Origin of the sequence: Enterobacter quasiroggenkampii (assembly GCF_043972695.1) — a bacterium.
Taxonomy (GTDB): Bacteria; Pseudomonadota; Gammaproteobacteria; order Enterobacterales; family Enterobacteriaceae; genus Enterobacter; species Enterobacter quasiroggenkampii.
Genome location: NZ_CP143745.1, coordinates 1,558,470 through 1,573,613, shown reverse-complemented (window position 1 = coordinate 1,573,613; position 15,144 = coordinate 1,558,470). Strand labels below are relative to the sequence as shown.

The following is a 15,144-nucleotide window of genomic DNA, read 5'->3' as shown; positions in this document are numbered from 1 at the left end:
ACGAAGCGTATTAACAGAGCGATTTATCCGGAGGTCATCATGGCTGACTTTACATTGTCGAAACCGATTTTTGGCGGAAAACCAAAAACCTCCACGGCGGGTAATATCGCGTATGCCCTGTTTGTCCTGTTCTGCTTCTGGGCTGGCTCGCAGCTGCTCAATATGCTGGTCCATGCGCCTGGCGTTTACGAACACCTGATGCAGGTGCAGGATAACGGACGCCCGCGAGTTGAGATTGGTTTTGGCGTCAGCACCTTGTTCGGCCTGATTCCCTTCCTCGCGGGATGTATGATTCTGGGCGTTGTGGCATTAGTGCTGCGCTTTCGCCGCCGCCGTTAAAGCCCCATACAGCGAGCCCGGCGATCGTCCACGCGTTTTGCGAACCACGCGGTGGTCAGGTTACGCGTGATCTTCGGGCTTTCCAGCTGAATACCCGGCAGGATAGCCCTCGGTAACGTTTTCCCGCTTTTCTGCTCTGCAAGCGCAAACACCTTCTTGTACAGATCCGTTTTCTCAAAGGCCAGGCTATCGCCTTTCTCAAGCTGGCGGCGAATGTCGCTGTTGCTCAAGCCAAGCGTTGCCGATAATTTCCGTACGGCAAGCTCGGTGCTTCCCGCCTCGCTGCTGCCGTAAGCGATGAGATCGCCGTCAAGCGCCAGCTTAACGCCGCTTGCGCGGCTGACCGCACTCTGGAATGCCGCATTACGGCTGGCATACCAGCCGGCGTTAAAATCGGCAAAGCGATACAGCGGCTCATCGTAGTTCGCCGGGTAGTTCAACAGGTGATACGTGCCGAACCACAGTCCACCGCGCAGAGAGAAGACCTCCTGGCGTACCGTACCGTCGATTTTCCACGGATAGCCGTCGGTGTGTTTCTCCGCGAACGCGATGCTTACCTGCATTGGGCCACCGGTGTGGACCGGGTTCAGTGAACCAAACAGCTTCTGCCCCATTGGGACCATGCTGATGAAATCATCAAAGATGGCGCTAAGCTGTTTTTCGGTTTTCACCGTATCCAGCCGCTCGCTGTAGCTTTTGCCGTTCGGCGAGGTGATTTTAAGCGCGGTATGCACGAGGAACACCGGGATATGCATGGACTCCGCGCGGCGGTCGATCTCTTTCCAGGCGATTTTATTCAGCCCCGGCACAGCCGGATCTGACTGGTACATCGACTCCTGCTGTGCCACCGCCAGCACCGAACAGATGTTCTCCTCGGTCGGCGCGATCTTTTGGCTTTCAAAGGTTTTTGCCAGCGCGTCTGCCCACGCATTACGATCTTTCACGCTGGCGGGCATTTTCTGCCGCACAACGCTCGCCACATCAACGGGCTTCTCGCCCTTTTTGAGCGGAGCGGCCCCCTTTTCGGCACAGCCTGCCAGCACAAAAGCGGCCAGAATGGTCAACGGTAACGCGCGCGGTACGGCAAAAGGCATAGCAACGTCCTGTATTAGCTAAATGTGTTAGTGACTTCCTGCAGGTCACGATCGTCCAGCTCGCGTTCAAAGCTGCGCAGACGTTTGTAGATGGACATCAGTTCCACCAGCGTGGTCCAGGAGCTGATCAGGTACTGGAATGAACTTCTGACCTGATCGAAAACGTTAGTAATTTGGGTCATCAGTCCCAGGGTAATTGTCCCTGCAACAATTGACGGGAACAACAGGACTATTCCAAAAACAGTATCGGCCTGAAGATATAAAATACGAGCTATGTTGAAATACATGTAGTGGAAGTAGAGCTTAAAGTAGTTAAAACGGACGTTCTGAAATAACGCTTTTACCGTTGGTGGCGCAGCTCGTGATGGGTCATCCTCACCGTAAACAAGTTCTTTACGGTAAGCCGCTTCCACGCGCTGATTTTTAAATTGTAACCCCGGCAATTTGATCCCCACCACAGCAAGAAGCCCCGTTCCCATAAGAGACCAGACCAGTGCCGCAATAACCAAACCATAGGGTAAATGACCAACAACTGGAAGTTCAGGCACATGGGGTGAAAGTGCAATCAGAATCGGTAAAAAAGCGATAAGTTTCATCACAGCATTAAGCAAGCTGACCCCCATGTCCTCCAGCGTTGAGGCAAAACGCATGGTGTCTTCCTGCACACGCTGTGCAGCACCTTCGATGTGCCGCAGTCGTTGCCAATTTGCCATGTAATATTCGTTCATAGCAGTACGCCAACGGAAAACGTAATGGCTAACGAAGAAATTGTTCAGCACTGCCACTGTTACTGCAATCATGGCAATGCCGGTAAAACTAACGAGACTGGCATAGAGTTCACCAATCGGAACCTTATTCGGGGCGCTTAGCGCTTTTTGGATCAAATCGTAGAAGGGTGCATACCATGCATTAATTGCAACGCTCACTTCCACCATGAACCAGGTAACGAAAATGATCAGTGCAGATCCCAAAATCGACCAAAACTGCCAACGATGCGGAGAATACTTGAACCAGAAGAGTGCAAACAGCCCCACACATACCGTGTAGTAGACATAAAATACGATAAAGCTGAGCGACCAGAAGCGCGCCGCGCTAATCGGCACCTCGCCTGTCGCCCCCGTGATGCGCGTCAGCCATGCGCCGCCGCCCGCCTGCCAGAAAATGACAGCGATCAGTGCCCAAATAAATGCCGACAGGAAAAAAGGCCCCGGCTTTGGGAAAAAAGACTTAAACATAATGCTTCCTTCTTGTTGTTATGGCTGTTGCTGTGTACAACACGTCACCACACGAAAACCTGCCCGAGCCAGCCTCCCGGCTCCGGCAAAAAGGTCAGACCCGAGCGTTAATTATTAGTTCGCTTTCCAGTTTTCAAGAATTGTTTCGGTGCGTTTCACTGCGAGAGGATTCGCCGGCGCAATGAAGTTACGCCAGACGTCGTTGTGATGGTTAATCAGAATCTGTGCTTCAGCAGCCGGGCGGTTGGATGTGGTATGGGCATCTTCCGCCACGGTGATGTGATAACCCCGGCTAACGCCGTTCTTGATCGTCGCATCGACGCAGTAATCGGTGGCGCAGCCGCAGATAACAAACTCGCGAATGCCCTGCTCCCGCAGCAGCGTCTCAAGCCCGGTGTTGTAGAAGGCATCACAGGCCGTTTTGGTCACGTAAAGCGCGTCGGCAGGCTGATGGAGTTCAGGCAGTAGCGCAAACCCTGCCCCCCCCTCTTCCAGCCCCCCGGCCTCGGTGTGCTGTATAAAAATCACCGTGTCGGCTGCCTGCGTAAGCTGGTTGATCAGAGAGACACACTTTTCGCGCTGATGACGAGGGGTTTCAAACACCCCGTTCTGCATATCGACAACCATAACCACACGCTTCTCAGACATACCGTTCTCCGTAAGATTGAGTGACACTGGTGCCTATCATAAGCCCGATGTCACAAAATGGGAGATGGCTCGCAAGTAAATTGTTCATATTTACCCATGGTTACGTTTTTCTCGCTATCGTTATGCAATTCGGGGCATTGCACGGTACCGATTAGTAGTATAAATACCCATTACTTTCCTCATTCACTTCATGGATGCTTTTCGTTGAAACGTTGTCTGCTCTCTTTTGCCGCGCTGTGTGCGGTGAGCTTCTCTACCGCCCAGGCAGCCCAACCGCTGACGGCTCCCGTTTTAGCTTCAGATATTGCCGATCGCTACGCGAACCTTATCTATTACGGCAGCGGCGCGACCGGAATGGCGATGGTCGTCATCGACGGAAACCAGCGTGTATTCCGCAGCTTTGGCGAAACGCGCCCGGGAAATAACATTCACCCGCAGCTGGATTCCGTCATCCGCATCGCATCCTTAACCAAGCTCATGACCAGCGAAATGCTGGTGAAACTGCTCGACCAGGGCGTGGTGAAGCTCGACGATCCGCTCAGCAAATACGCGCCGCCAGGTGCCCGGGTCCCCACGTATCAGGGGACCCCGATCCGGCTTGTGAACCTTGCTACCCACACCAGCGCCCTGCCGCGTGAGCAGCCAGGCGGAGCGGCGCATCGTGACGTGTTTGTCTGGCCAACGCGCGACCAGCGCTGGAGCTATCTGAGTACCGCCACGCTGAAAGCGGCACCAGGCTCGCAGGCCTCTTATTCAAACCTGGCGTTCGACCTGCTGGCGGATGCCCTCTCAACGGCGGCTGGCAAACCGTACACGCAGCTGTTTGAAGAGCAGATCACCCGTCCGCTCGGCATGAAAGACACCACGTTTACCCCGTCCCCGGATCAGTGCCGTCGCCTGATGGTGGCGGAAAAAGGCGCCAGCCCCTGTAATAACACGCTGGCGGCCGTGGGCAGCGGCGGCGTTTACTCCACGCCTGGCGACATGATGCGCTGGATGCAGCAGTTCCTTTCCTCGGATTTCTACTCGCGCAGCAGCCAGGCCGATCGTATGCAGACCCTGATTTATCAGCGTACTCAGCTGCATCGGGTCATCGGAATGGACGTACCGGGTAAAGCCGATGCGCTCGGCATGGGCTGGGTCTATATGGCACCGAAAAATGGTCGTCCGGGTATTATTCAGAAAACCGGCGGCGGCGGCGGGTTCATCACCTATATGGCGATGATCCCCCAGTCAAACGTGGGCGCGTTTGTGGTGGTGACCCGCTCTCCGCATACGCGTTTCGTCAATATGAGTGACGGTATTAATAACCTGGTGGCAGAACTGAGCGCCAATAAAGCCCAGGTGCTTACCGCGTCCAACTGATATTAATATTCCGTGGGCAAGCGGTTGATGCTGACCAGCTTGCCCCGGCTCATATTGATATAGTTTCCCTGTCGCAGGGCGGCCAGAACTTCGGCAACAACAGAACGTGAAATGCGTGTGCTTTGCTGAATATGATTCATCACACCGATTTTTGAACGCAGCGTTTCATCCCACTCGGCCATATTTAACAGCATCGCGCGGATCTGGTGATAGGAGTTATTGCCCACCAGCTGCATATCGCGTTTTTCAAGAATGTAATTTATCCAGGATAACCAGCAGAAGGCCTCTTTCCACAGGGAATACTGCTGGATCTGTTGACGGGTAGTTTCCGTGGATAAATAAAAACCGGTGCAGGCCGTTTTAGCCATCACTCTGTATTCCTGAGAGTGATTAATGACCACCGTAGACAGCCCGAAAATAAAAGGTGCCGTCGCAATCCCCACCAGCAGCTCATCGGAAGGGCGATAGACCTCAATAATACCGGTTTGTAATACGATCGTGCGAGGCTCAATTGATTCGCCTGACGTAATTAATTGTTGAGGAGCACATGTAAAAGGGGTACTGGCTGCTATTAACCCCTGTTCGAGCCGGCGTAATTCAGAAAGTGGTTTCGCATTAACGTTCATGCAGACCTCAAGTCATCCGTATTTGTCGGTTCAATATTATTTTTAATGCTTCTGTAAAAAGCGGGGGAAGATAACCCCTCCCCCCGCTTTTATTCATTACCAGGTATATTTCACACCCAGGTTTGCGCCCCAGTTCTGGTCAACGTCACCGCCGCCCAGATAAGTGGCATCCGTGTAAGCGCTGAAGTTCTTCGTGAAGCTGAACTGGGTGCCCAGCCCAACACGAACAGCGGATCCTTTCACGCCGTTATCAATGCTGTCACCGTTAATATCGGCATTGTTATCGGCGTCGTCATAGACCCAGGCCAGTTTGAAGTAAGGCGTCAGAGCCTGATCGCCGCCGTAGTTGAAGGTATAACCCGTATCAACACCAAGTTCATAACGCAGGCTATCGTAAGATTGTCCATCAACGCGCATGTCATTGCTCAGACGATAGTCATCACCAGACTGGAACAGACCCGATACGGCTGCGTATGGGGTAACGTAGCCAGAGAGGTTTGGTTTCCAGTCATAGCCCAGCTTCAGCCCAAAACCAACAGCGTCACTGGTGGTATTGCCGTCAACATACTGGCCGTTGCTCATGTTAGCGGAAAGATCGCTGTTGAAGCGGGTGTAGCTCAGGGAGCTGTCGAGGAAGAGATCGTTCGTAAACTTCGCTGACGCGTAGATCATCGCCATCTGGCTATCCTGATCGACCTGACCGGTACGATCGCTGATATCTCCCTTCGCGAAACCTGCCGCCCCACCGACGATCCACTTCGCGTTATTACCGTCAATCTGGCTATCCAGACCCACCATAATACCGCTCACGTCCTGATCGTAGCTGATAACGCCATTGTCACCGTCGAAATTGCCGCCGAAGTAGCTCACCCACGCTCCGCCATTATCCGCCAGGCCTTGACGGCTGTTGGTCAGACGCGCACCTACGGTATCCTGCTGCAGATTCCAGATATTGGTATTGGCAGAAGGAATGCTCAGCGCCATATTGGCGTAGTCGGTCAGCGCTTTCTGCTGGAGGACAACGGTGTCACCCTGCTGCTGCGCCTGGTAGGTATAGGCCCCTAAATCGGCTCTGTTTGCAGCAGTAAAGCTGGCTGCAGTATCCGCATTATTGTCATAGATGCGAACGATCTCTTTGTTTTTGTAATCAGCAACGGAACCCGCTCCGGTCGCGTCATCGATACGGACCTGATAGTTACCGGCGACGTCACCGTTCACCGCCAGATGGCCGTCAGAGTTAATGGCCACTACGCCGTAGTCATAATCAGCGCTGCGCTTATCGTTAGTGATATAGCGTGCGTTGTTCAGATCGCTGTTCAGCACGTAATCACGGCTGGCAACGTTCAGCACGCCGCCATCGGTCAGTACCATATTGTGCGTATCAACCTGACCCAGCCCCAGCGCCAGCTCTGCACCGTTATCCACGGTGATGGTGTTGGCATAGAGCTCGGCCGTTTCTTCCGTCAGCGCCGCACGGCTATCGCTGTCCAGATACAGATGGTCGGTAGCCACGCCGCCGCTGTCGCCGATATTCAATGAGGACGCATTGGTCAGAGTGATGGCATCCGCCAGCAGGCCTGAGTTTTCAACGTTGACCTGAGACTGGTTGTTGACCGTCAGGGTGTCGATGTTAGACACCTTACGGGTATCCCACTCGGAGCCGTTGTCCAGCGCGATGTTAAACAGACCGCTCTGATACACCGCTTCGCCCGCAACATGTCCGTTGTCGTCATAGGTGGAGTCCGGCCAAATGCTGTTAGGGGACAGAGCATTCCAGTCTACGTTGCTGTAGCCCTGGCCATACATCTGCGCCGTGCCGATAGCCTCGACGCTGGACTGTGCTGCGCCGACCCATTTGCTGCCGTTGGTAAGCGTCACATCCAGCTTATCGGTGCCATCCCAGCCGTTGGTGGTTGGGTTATAGATGCCGTCTTCGGTGGTATCGGTTGCCGGATCGCCGTTCGGGTAGAAGTTGTTGTCGAAGGTGCTGGAGAACAGAATATCGCCAGTAACGGTGGAATGATCGAACGTGGCGGTGGTTTGCATCGCGTTATCAGACGCGCTGGCGGCCACAATCAGCGCCGCATCGTCTGCCGCGGTCGCGCTGGTTTCACCATAGTCGCTCGGCTTCGCGGTTTGACCGTAGAATCCGCTGGTACCTAAATCGCTGTACGCACCGGAAGTCAGTACCGAATCTTTCACCAGTAGCGTGTCGGTAAAGACGTTGCTGCTGTTGGCTACGCCTTCAACGCCGTCGTATGGCGTATTATCCAGCTCCTGGTACCCCTGCGTCAGGGTAATCCCCGCGACGTGAGAATTATTCTGGATAACAATATCCGATTCCACATCCAGGGTAATCGCATTACCCAGATCGTACGTATCCAGATAGTGTCTTTCCGTATTTTCCCCATTCACGACATCATACGCATAATGCTCGTACGTATCGTTAAGGGTGGAATTATCAACGGTCAGGCTAAAACGATCGTATTGCGTATGATGGGTGCCGTCAGCATCCACGCCATCAGCACACGTGGTGGTCATACACTCAGAAGTAATCATGCCGTTAATGGTGCTATTGGAAATACTCAACGCATTCGCCCGGCCATTGATGCCATCATCCAGGTAGTACGTTGAAATAACACCATTCACGGTGGCTTTATTAATCACGGGATAAATATCACCATCATGGATGGCATCCGAGTAATCCCAGTCGGCATAACCATAATACCAGGGGGTGGACGCTGTATTATCGTATCCGAAGGTATTATATGTCGTACCGGAAATATCCTTCGCATTGGCCTGAGAAGCGATAGCCAGGGTGCAGGCTAATGCAAGTTGAGATACAACGAGTTTCTTTTTCCATGTTTGCATTGGGTCATCCCTCCTCAGGGACGTAAGCAAGTTTGTCCATCAATGAATTTGCAATATTTAATTGCGGAGGGAATTATGCAGTTTCATTTCGAAAAGGTTCAATGAATGTTTCCATTAAGTCCGTATTCAGACAAAAACACATTCAGACCATAAACCATAAGGCTTCATAAAATAAATATTATAAAAACAGAATGTTAATACACGGCTAAACCAATTGGAAAAACACACCGGAAAATAATAAATCATTTTTAATTATGCTTTCATTTCCATATAGAAATAACACGAATATTTCATTCTCCTCTCAGCCTTATACTGACCTGCATTATATATTATTTATGACAGGCAAACTCACCTGCCGCATTTCACAAAAGCAAAATGTCCACTTTAGTAAAACACCCGTCTTCACTTTGATGTACACTAGCCCTCTTTGTTCCACAAACATCAGGCATACCATGACCGATTTAATTGCACGCCCACGCCGCCTGCGCAAGTCACCTGCACTGCGCGCTATGTTTGAAGAGACAACCCTGAGCTTAAACGATCTGGTGTTGCCGATTTTTGTTGAAGAAGAGATCGATGACTACAAGGCCATCGAAGCCATGCCGGGCGTCATGCGCATTCCGGAGAAATATCTGGCGCGTGAGATCGAACGTATCGCCAACGCGGGGATCCGCTCGGTGATGACCTTCGGCATCTCCCACCATACTGACGCGACCGGCAGCGACGCGTGGAAAGAAGATGGCCTCGTCGCCCGCATGTCACGCATCTGCAAAGAAACCGTGCCGGAAATGGTGGTGATGTCCGACACCTGCTTCTGTGAATACACCTCGCACGGCCACTGCGGCGTACTGTGCGATCACGGCGTGGATAACGATGCTACCCTGCTTAACCTCGGCAAGCAGGCTGTTGTCGCGGCCGCGGCAGGCGCAGATTTCATCGCACCTTCTGCCGCGATGGACGGACAGGTTCAGGCGATTCGTCAGGCCCTGGACGCGGCCGGTTTCACTGACACCGCCATCATGTCCTACTCCACCAAATTTGCCTCCTCCTTCTACGGCCCGTTCCGTGAAGCAGCCGGTACGGCGCTGAAAGGCGATCGTAAAACCTATCAGATGAACCCGCTGAACCGCCGCGAAGCGATTCGTGAATCCCTGCTCGATGAAGCCCAGGGCGCAGATTGCCTGATGGTAAAACCGGCTGGCGCGTACCTGGATATCCTGCGCGACATCCGCGAGCGCACCGAGTTGCCGCTGGGCGCTTATCAGGTGAGTGGTGAGTACGCGATGATCAAATTCGCCGCCCTGGCGGGTGCCATTGATGAAGAGAAAGTGATCCTGGAAAGCCTGGGGGCGATCAAACGCGCGGGCGCGGATCTGATCTTCAGCTACTTCGCGCTGGATCTGGCCGAGAAGAAAATTCTGCGTTAATCCGCTTTAGCGCCGGGTGGCGGCTTCGCCTTACCCGGCCTACGCTCTGCTCAAATCTTCACCCAACTGCAATACAATCGACATCTGCGCCTTCTACTGTCTTCGCAAGACGGCAGGAGGAGTGACCATGTTTAGCCTCGATAGCGTTCTCGACGATCTTTGGCCTCAGGCGAGGCCCGCACCCTGGCAAAAAAGTCTGTTAAAAAGACTGTTCTACGAAGACGAATTTCAGCAATTTGCCGCAGCCCACCGCCACCTGAAAGGCCTGGATATGGTGGAGCAGGTTCTGGAACACCTGGATATTCTCTGCACCGTTTCCGCCCGCGATCTCGAACAAATCCCCGAACATGGCCCGCTGGTCATCATTGCCAACCACCCGACGGGTACGCTGGACGGACTGGCGCTGCTGTATGCCGTCTCCCGCGTGCGGCGCGATGTTAAAGTCGTAACCAACCGGATGCTGACCCACCTTGAGCCCCTCAGCTCGCTGTTTATTCCGGTGGACAATATGGGCGGCAGGACGGCGAAATCGTCGCTGGTGCAGATGGAACAGCATCTGCAAAATGCGGGCGTGCTGATCTTCTTCCCGGCAGGCGAAGTTTCCCGCCCCACGCGCAAAGGCATTCGCGACAAAAAGTGGCACTCCGGCTTTATCAAACTTGCCGGCAAGCTGCGCGCCCCGCTGCTGCCGGTGCATATTCAGGCACATAACAGCCTGCTCTTTTATGCCAGCACGCTGGTCTCCCCGACGCTGTCGATGCTGCTGTTGATGCAGCAGATGTTCCGCCGCCGCCACAGCCAGCTGCCGATCAAAATCGGCCAGCAGATTGCGTGGCATCACTGGCACAGCGCTAACCTTTCGTCGCGTGAGATGGCCGAGCAGTGCCGTCAGCACGTGATGCGTCTTGGCAAGGGAGTGCCCGGCGTCTTTAAAACCCAGTGCGCCATTGCCCGTCCGGAAGACCGGGCCACCCTGAAACGCGCGCTGGCGCAGGCCGAATGTCTGGGCAAAACCAGCGACGGTAAAACCATCTATCTTTGGCAGCGAAACGGTCAGGAAGACGCCCCGCTGCTGCGCGAGCTGGGCCGCCTGCGCGAGATTGCCTTTCGCGCGGTGGAGGAAGGGAGCGGCAAACGTCGGGACACCGACAGCTACGACGATGATTATCTGCACCTGATCCTGTGGGATGAGGACGATCTGGAGATCGTCGGGGCGTATCGCTTTATGCCGACGGCCATGCAGATCGAAAAGCGCGGCGTTGAGGGGTTGTACAGCTATAGCCTGTTTCACTACGACGACAAAATGCAGGACGTGCTGGAACACGGCATTGAGCTGGGGCGCAGCTTTATTCAGCCGCGCTACTGGGGGCGCCGCGGCCTGGACTATTTATGGTCCGGCATTGGGGCTTATCTGGCGCGTTATCCGCACTACCGCTACCTGTTTGGCCCGGTCTCGATTTCCGGTGGCTTACCGCCTGCCGCGCGGGATCTGCTGGTCGCCTTTTACCGCCTGTGGTTCCCGGCGACGCATCCGCTCGCCGCCTCGCGCCAGCCGTATCCCGCGTCCCTGCCGGACGTGCTGGCGCAGTTTGGCGGCGTGGATTACGTGGACGATCTGACGAAGCTGAAATCCCTGCTCGGCAATCTTGGCTGCGGCATTCCGCCGCTCTACAAGCAATATTCCGAGCTGTGCGAGCCCGGCGGCGTGCAGTTTATTGATTTTGGCAGCGACCCGGCATTCAACAACTGCGTCGACGGACTGGTGCTGGTGGATTTGTGTTACCTGAAGGCGAACCGCTATCAGCGGTATATTGAGGCGCACCTTTAAATGTGCGGTATTTTGTAGGCCGGGTAAGGCGTAGCCGCCACCCGGCAATTGTGCACCGTTTTCGCCGGGTGGCGCTGCGCTTACCCGGCCTACGGGAGCGACGGATTAAGGACGATAAAATGGCTTATCGCCCAAAATCGTCGCCCGCTGCATAATCCGGCGCTGCGGCAGATAGTCCGCATTGGCATAATGCTGCGTCACGCGGTTATCCCAGATAGCCAGATCGTTCTCCTGCCAGCGCCAGCGCACCTGGAACTCCGGTTTGGTGATATGCGCAAACAGGAAACCTAACAGCGCCTCACTCTCTTTTTCCGTCACGTCCACGATGCGCGTGGTGAACCCTTCGTTCACAAACAGCGCCTGTTTGCCCGTCACCGGATGGGTCCGCACCACCGGGTGCAGCAGCGGAGGATGCTTCGCCACCGCTTCCTGCCAGCGCTGATGTTCCTCTTCCGTTTTACGGTACTTGTACTCCGGGAACGATTTTTTGAAGTCGTGCTCCGCCCGCAGCCCGCTCAGCAGCGTCCGAAGCGGCGCGGAGAGCGCCTCATACGCCGCAATCCCGCTGGCCCACAGCGTATCGCCCCCCGTCTCCGGCAGCCGTTTCGCCGCCAGAATCGCCCCCGCAGGCGGCGTGTCGATAAAGGTCACATCGGTATGCCAGTTATCGTTATCCGGCGGATTATCGTTGTGGGTGTCGAGGACGATAATCTCCTCCACCCCTTCCGCATGCGGATAGACCGGGTGGATATGCAGATCGCCAAAGCGCAGGGCCAGCGCGCGCTGCTGCTGCGGGGTGATCGCCTGCTCGCGCAGGAACACCACCTGATGGCGTAGCACCGCGTGGTACAGTTGCTCAAACTGGTTATCGCTCAGCGGACGGGTCACATCCAGGCCCGACACCTGTGCACCAATGTACGGCCCCAGCGGGGTGATGGTCAGACGTTCACTCATTGTATTTCTCCATGCCAGGGCGTCAGACGGCGCTGTAACGCGCGCAGCCCCAGTTCTAATCCGAAGGCGATCGCGGCGATCACCGCGATCCCTGCCAGCACCACGTCAGTCGCCAGGAACTCTCCCGCCGACTGCACCATAAACCCAAGGCCGCGCGTGGCCGCAATCAGCTCCGCCGCCACCAGCGTGGACCAGCCCACGCCAAGGCCGATGCGAAGCCCGGTTAAAATCTCCGGCAGTGCGCCCGGTAAAATCACGAACAGCAGCACCTGCGTACGGCTGGCTCCCAGCGACTGCGCCGCGCGGATCCGCACCTGCTGGGCACTCTTCACGCCCGCCAGCGCCGACATGGCAACCGGGGCGAAAATCGCCAGATAGATCAGCAGGATTTTTGACGTTTCACCGATGCCGAACCAAATCACCATCAGCGGCAGATAGGCCAGCGGCGGGACCGGGCGGTAAAGCTCAATCAGCGGGTCGAGGATGCCGCGCACCGTCGGGCTCAGCCCCATCGCAATCCCCACGGGAATGCCGATAATCACCGCCGCCAGCAGCGCCACCAGAATACGCGCCAGGCTGGCACCTAAGTGCTGCCAGAGCGTGGCATCCATAAAGCCCTGCGGCCCGGCGATGGTAATGAGTTTGGTCAGCACCTGTCCCGGCGGCGGCAGAAACAGCGGACTGACCCACTGCAGGGCAGCAACTGCCCACCACACCGCCAGCAGCACCAGCAGCGTGCCGACGCTCAACGTGATTTGACGTGAGAAAGGCCAGCGCAGCGCCAGACGCGTGCGGCGCGTTTTTTCACTGAAGACGATGCTCATGAGAAGGCCTCCCGCTGTTCAAACACGCGGCTTAAAACGTACTCACGCTGTTCGATAAACAGCGGATCGGATTTGATGCTGCGCACGGGTTCCCCCGCGACGTAGCGGCGGGCGAATTCCAGCGGCAAGCGCTCCAGCACGCGGCCCGGCCCCGGCGAGAGCAGCACCAGCTCGGTGGCCATAAATACCGCCTCTTCGATATCGTGGGTAATCAACAGCACCTGCTTGCCCGTCTCATGCCAGAGGCGCAACAGCAGGGTTTGCATCTGCTCGCGAGTGAAGGCGTCGAGCGCCCCGAACGGCTCGTCCAGCAGCAACAGCTGCGGATTCGCTGCCAGCGCGCGGGCAATCCCGACACGCTGTCGCTGGCCGCCGGAAAGCTGCCAGATATAGCGTTTTTCCGCGCCTTCCAGCCCCACTTTTTTCAGCATCGCCCGCGCCGTTTCCAGCCGCTGTTCACGATTGATGCCCGCAAGCTGCAGCCCAAACGCCACGTTTTCCTGCACGTTGCGCCATGGGAGCAGGCCTTCATTCTGGAAGACCACGCCGCGCTCGGCGCCGGGGCCTTCCACTTTTTTGCCTTCCAGTTGAATGGAGCCATGCTGATAAGGGACAAACCCGGCGATCAGATTCAGCAGCGTGGTTTTTCCGCATCCGGACGGACCCAGCACCACCAGCAGTTCACCGCTGTCCAGCGTCAGGTTGATCTCCTCCAGCGCGGGTTTGCCACCGTAATCAGCAGACAGATTTGTAATATTCAGCATGGCGGACTCCTTATTTCACAAAACGATCGGTCACGTACTGGCTGTAATCCGTCGCTACCGCGGGCACTTTGCCCTGCTCTTTCAGGAAGGTGGCGGTATCAACAATCGCTTTGTTTACCGGCCCGGTCAGCTGCTGCACCTGCTGCGCGGGGGTCAGATAGGTATTGCCCTTCACCAGCCCCGGCACGTCCGCTTCCGGCACGCCGCTCAGGCGGGAAAGTTTTTCCAGGTTGGCGGGCTGCTTCAGCCATTCATCCGGGTTACTGATGTACGGCTGCTGGGCATCAATCGCGCTTTTCGCGAAGGCTTTCACCACCTCAGGATGTTTCTCGGCGAAGTCTTTACGCACGACCCACACGTCGAGCGTTGGCGCGCCCCACTGGCCCACTTTTTCGGAGTCGGTCAGCACGGTGCCGTCTTTTTCCAGTTCGTTCACGGCCGGTGCCCACACATAGGCCCCGTCAATGTCGCCGCGCTGCCAGGCCGCGATAATCGCCGGCGGCTGGAGGTTAATAATTTGTACCTGCCCCGGCTTGATGCCCCAGTGTTTGAGCGCCGCCAGCAGGCTGTAGTGGGTGGTGGAGATAAACGGCACGGCGATGCGTTTGCCGATCAGGTCTTCCGGTTTGGTGATGTTTTTCTTCACCACCAGCGCTTCAGAGTTACCGAGCTGCGAGGCGAGCAGGAACACCTCAATCGGCACCTGCTGGCTGGCCGCAACCGCCAGCGGGCTGGAGCCGATATTGCCGATCTGCACGTCGCCGGAGGCTAACGCACGCACCACGGACGCGCCGCTGTCGAACTTGCGCCAGTCAACTTTCGCGCCGCTCTCTTTGGCAAAGGTGTTATCCGCCTGCGCGACTTTCGCCGGTTCCGCAGAAGTTTGATACGCGACGGTGACGTCCACCGCCTGCGCCTGAAATGCCCACAGCGCCAGTGCGCCGAGTAGTGTGATTCGCGATGAAATTGCCATAGTGCCTGCTCCCCTTGTTGTTATGAGGGCAGTATTTCCAACGCGGGAATTTTGATAAAGGAATAAAAATGAATCGCTCATAACGATTCGTTTTTAGATAAAAAGCGGGAAAGGATAGTTGGTTTTGTGCGTTTGTTTATGCCGGGTGGCGCTGCGCTGTGCGATCCGTAGGCCGGGTAAGGCGCAGCCGCCACCC

The 15,144-nt window shown here is 55.8% G+C and carries 13 protein-coding genes; 4 read left to right on the top strand and 9 right to left on the bottom strand.

Going from position 1 to position 15,144, the window contains the following annotated elements:
* Window positions 1-39 precede the first annotated feature (39 nt).
* Window positions 40-339, top strand: coding sequence for a DUF2755 family protein (locus V1572_RS07475; protein WP_008503287.1), 300 nt, complete (start codon window positions 40-42; stop codon window positions 337-339).
* Here V1572_RS07475 and V1572_RS07470 read toward each other — a convergent pair.
* From V1572_RS07470 to V1572_RS07460, 3 genes are all read right to left on the bottom strand, one after another.
* Window positions 336-1,433, bottom strand: a complete 1,098-nt coding sequence (locus V1572_RS07470) for a DUF1615 domain-containing protein (RefSeq protein WP_045909811.1) — start codon at window positions 1,431-1,433, stop codon at window positions 336-338. The genes V1572_RS07475 and V1572_RS07470 overlap by 4 nt on opposite strands.
* Window positions 1,434-1,447: 14 nt before the next feature.
* Window positions 1,448-2,668, bottom strand: a complete 1,221-nt coding sequence (gene sbmA, locus V1572_RS07465; RefSeq protein WP_334762044.1) for a peptide antibiotic transporter SbmA — start codon at window positions 2,666-2,668, stop codon at window positions 1,448-1,450.
* Window positions 2,669-2,782: 114 nt separating this feature from the next.
* Window positions 2,783-3,316, bottom strand: coding sequence for a cysteine hydrolase family protein (locus tag V1572_RS07460; RefSeq protein ID WP_395299836.1), 534 nt, complete (start codon window positions 3,314-3,316; stop codon window positions 2,783-2,785).
* Between the two features lie 204 nt (window positions 3,317-3,520).
* On the opposite strand from V1572_RS07460, the gene ampH reads away from it, so the two are divergent.
* On the top strand, window positions 3,521-4,681 hold the full coding sequence (gene ampH, locus V1572_RS07455) for a D-alanyl-D-alanine-carboxypeptidase/endopeptidase AmpH (RefSeq protein WP_032638396.1): 1,161 nt from the start codon (window positions 3,521-3,523) through the stop codon (window positions 4,679-4,681).
* A gap of 2 nt (window positions 4,682-4,683) precedes the next feature.
* Here ampH and V1572_RS07450 read toward each other — a convergent pair whose 3' ends face one another.
* Window positions 4,684-5,307, bottom strand: coding sequence for a helix-turn-helix domain-containing protein (locus V1572_RS07450; protein ID WP_167214436.1), 624 nt, complete (start codon window positions 5,305-5,307; stop codon window positions 4,684-4,686).
* Window positions 5,308-5,403: 96 nt separating this feature from the next.
* Window positions 5,404-8,178 (bottom strand): autotransporter outer membrane beta-barrel domain-containing protein, encoded by a 2,775-nt coding sequence (locus V1572_RS07445; protein ID WP_395299835.1) that lies wholly within the window; start codon window positions 8,176-8,178, stop codon window positions 5,404-5,406.
* 452 nt (window positions 8,179-8,630) lie between these two features.
* Between V1572_RS07445 and hemB the strand changes: the two genes are divergently transcribed.
* A complete protein-coding gene (gene hemB / locus V1572_RS07440; RefSeq protein WP_045909816.1) occupies window positions 8,631-9,605 on the top strand; it encodes a porphobilinogen synthase in 975 nt (324 codons plus the stop codon).
* Window positions 9,606-9,732: 127 nt separating this feature from the next.
* Window positions 9,733-11,433: a lysophospholipid acyltransferase family protein gene (locus V1572_RS07435; RefSeq protein ID WP_045909817.1), complete on the top strand. Its 1,701-nt coding sequence runs from the start codon at window positions 9,733-9,735 to the stop codon at window positions 11,431-11,433.
* 105 nt (window positions 11,434-11,538) lie between these two features.
* Here V1572_RS07435 and tauD read toward each other — a convergent pair whose 3' ends face one another.
* Genes tauD through tauA form a run of 4 tightly spaced genes read right to left on the bottom strand, consistent with a single transcriptional unit; the run spans window position 11,539 to window position 14,948 of the window.
* Window positions 11,539-12,387: a taurine dioxygenase gene (gene tauD / locus V1572_RS07430; protein ID WP_045909818.1), complete on the bottom strand. Its 849-nt coding sequence runs from the start codon at window positions 12,385-12,387 to the stop codon at window positions 11,539-11,541.
* Entirely contained in the window at window positions 12,384-13,211 is an 828-nt protein-coding gene (gene tauC / locus V1572_RS07425) for a taurine ABC transporter permease TauC (RefSeq protein ID WP_008503401.1), read from the bottom strand. The genes tauD and tauC overlap by 4 nt, the downstream gene beginning before the upstream one ends.
* Window positions 13,208-13,975, bottom strand: a complete 768-nt coding sequence (gene tauB / locus V1572_RS07420) for a taurine ABC transporter ATP-binding subunit (RefSeq protein ID WP_045909819.1) — start codon at window positions 13,973-13,975, stop codon at window positions 13,208-13,210. Before tauB ends, tauC begins: the two co-directional genes overlap by 4 nt.
* A gap of 10 nt (window positions 13,976-13,985) precedes the next feature.
* A complete protein-coding gene (gene tauA, locus V1572_RS07415; RefSeq protein ID WP_001018397.1) occupies window positions 13,986-14,948 on the bottom strand; it encodes a taurine ABC transporter substrate-binding protein in 963 nt (320 codons plus the stop codon).
* Between the last annotated feature and the right edge of the window lie 196 nt (window positions 14,949-15,144).

Excerpts from the sequence above, each read along its gene's own strand:
- V1572_RS07445 (WP_395299835.1), bottom strand. The coding sequence starts at position 8,178 with ATGCAAACATGGAAAAAGAAACTCGTTGTATCTCAACTTGCATTAGCC.
- V1572_RS07475 (WP_008503287.1), top strand. The coding sequence starts at position 40 with ATGGCTGACTTTACATTGTCGAAACCGATTTTTGGCGGAAAACCAAAA.
- V1572_RS07460 (WP_395299836.1), bottom strand. The coding sequence starts at position 3,316 with ATGTCTGAGAAGCGTGTGGTTATGGTTGTCGATATGCAGAACGGGGTG.
- V1572_RS07435 (WP_045909817.1), top strand. The coding sequence starts at position 9,733 with ATGTTTAGCCTCGATAGCGTTCTCGACGATCTTTGGCCTCAGGCGAGG.
- hemB (WP_045909816.1), top strand. The coding sequence starts at position 8,631 with ATGACCGATTTAATTGCACGCCCACGCCGCCTGCGCAAGTCACCTGCA.
- tauD (WP_045909818.1), bottom strand. The coding sequence starts at position 12,387 with ATGAGTGAACGTCTGACCATCACCCCGCTGGGGCCGTACATTGGTGCA.
- V1572_RS07450 (WP_167214436.1), bottom strand. The coding sequence starts at position 5,307 with ATGAACGTTAATGCGAAACCACTTTCTGAATTACGCCGGCTCGAACAG.
- tauC (WP_008503401.1), bottom strand. The coding sequence starts at position 13,211 with ATGAGCATCGTCTTCAGTGAAAAAACGCGCCGCACGCGTCTGGCGCTG.
- V1572_RS07470 (WP_045909811.1), bottom strand. The coding sequence starts at position 1,433 with ATGCCTTTTGCCGTACCGCGCGCGTTACCGTTGACCATTCTGGCCGCT.
- sbmA (WP_334762044.1), bottom strand. The coding sequence starts at position 2,668 with ATGTTTAAGTCTTTTTTCCCAAAGCCGGGGCCTTTTTTCCTGTCGGCA.
- tauB (WP_045909819.1), bottom strand. The coding sequence starts at position 13,975 with ATGCTGAATATTACAAATCTGTCTGCTGATTACGGTGGCAAACCCGCG.
- tauA (WP_001018397.1), bottom strand. The coding sequence starts at position 14,948 with ATGGCAATTTCATCGCGAATCACACTACTCGGCGCACTGGCGCTGTGG.